This window comes from Acidovorax sp. SUPP3334 (assembly GCF_030159055.1).
In the GTDB taxonomy this organism is placed as follows: Bacteria; Pseudomonadota; Gammaproteobacteria; order Burkholderiales; family Burkholderiaceae_C; genus Paracidovorax.
Genome location: NZ_BQXQ01000135.1, coordinates 1 through 513, shown reverse-complemented (window position 1 = coordinate 513; position 513 = coordinate 1). Strand labels below are relative to the sequence as shown.

General features: G+C 62.4%; 2 pseudogenes. One reads left to right on the top strand and one right to left on the bottom strand.

The annotated features are described in order from the left end of the window. Nucleotides 1-181 (top strand): annotated as a pseudogene (locus AVHM3334_RS23825) (IS5/IS1182 family transposase); the annotation flags it as partial. Nucleotides 182-211: 30 nt separating this feature from the next. Here the strand turns inward: AVHM3334_RS23825 and AVHM3334_RS23820 are convergent. After that, a pseudogene (locus tag AVHM3334_RS23820) lies at nucleotides 212-513 on the bottom strand (transposase); the annotation flags it as partial.

Below are 513 nucleotides of genomic sequence, written 5' to 3'. Positions count from 1 at the left end.
CAACCCGCTCAAGGGCGCACTGGGCGATGCGCTGCATGCGGTGATGTGCGGTGCCGGGCACGACCTGCGCCTGATCCTGGCCGCGCTGCGGCTTTTTTGCGCCCGATTCGGGCTGCCGATGCAGGCGCTCATCGCGGCATTGATCGCCGCACACGGTGACCGTCGACCTGTCTGCGGTTGAGAGCGGAATTGTTCAGGGCGGACTCTTGAATTTGCCTCGGTGGATGATCTGCACGTCGGGGTTGTCCGCATCCACACCTCTGAACCCCAGGTCCACGACGATCTGCTTGGGCTTGATCGCTGTGTCCTCGATCAGTATCCTCACCTGCTCCAACTGTTCGTTCAAAGTGTTGCCGTCATAGGGGTTGCCGGTAAAGCTGCGCGCTCCGACCATCAGGCCCTGCTTGTGCGTGACCGCCACGCTGACCTTCACGCCGAACTCGTAGGGCTTCCTGGCCTTGCCTTTGCCGATGCACTCCACCTGCGGGGCGTGCAGAGCGTACAGCTTGTTCT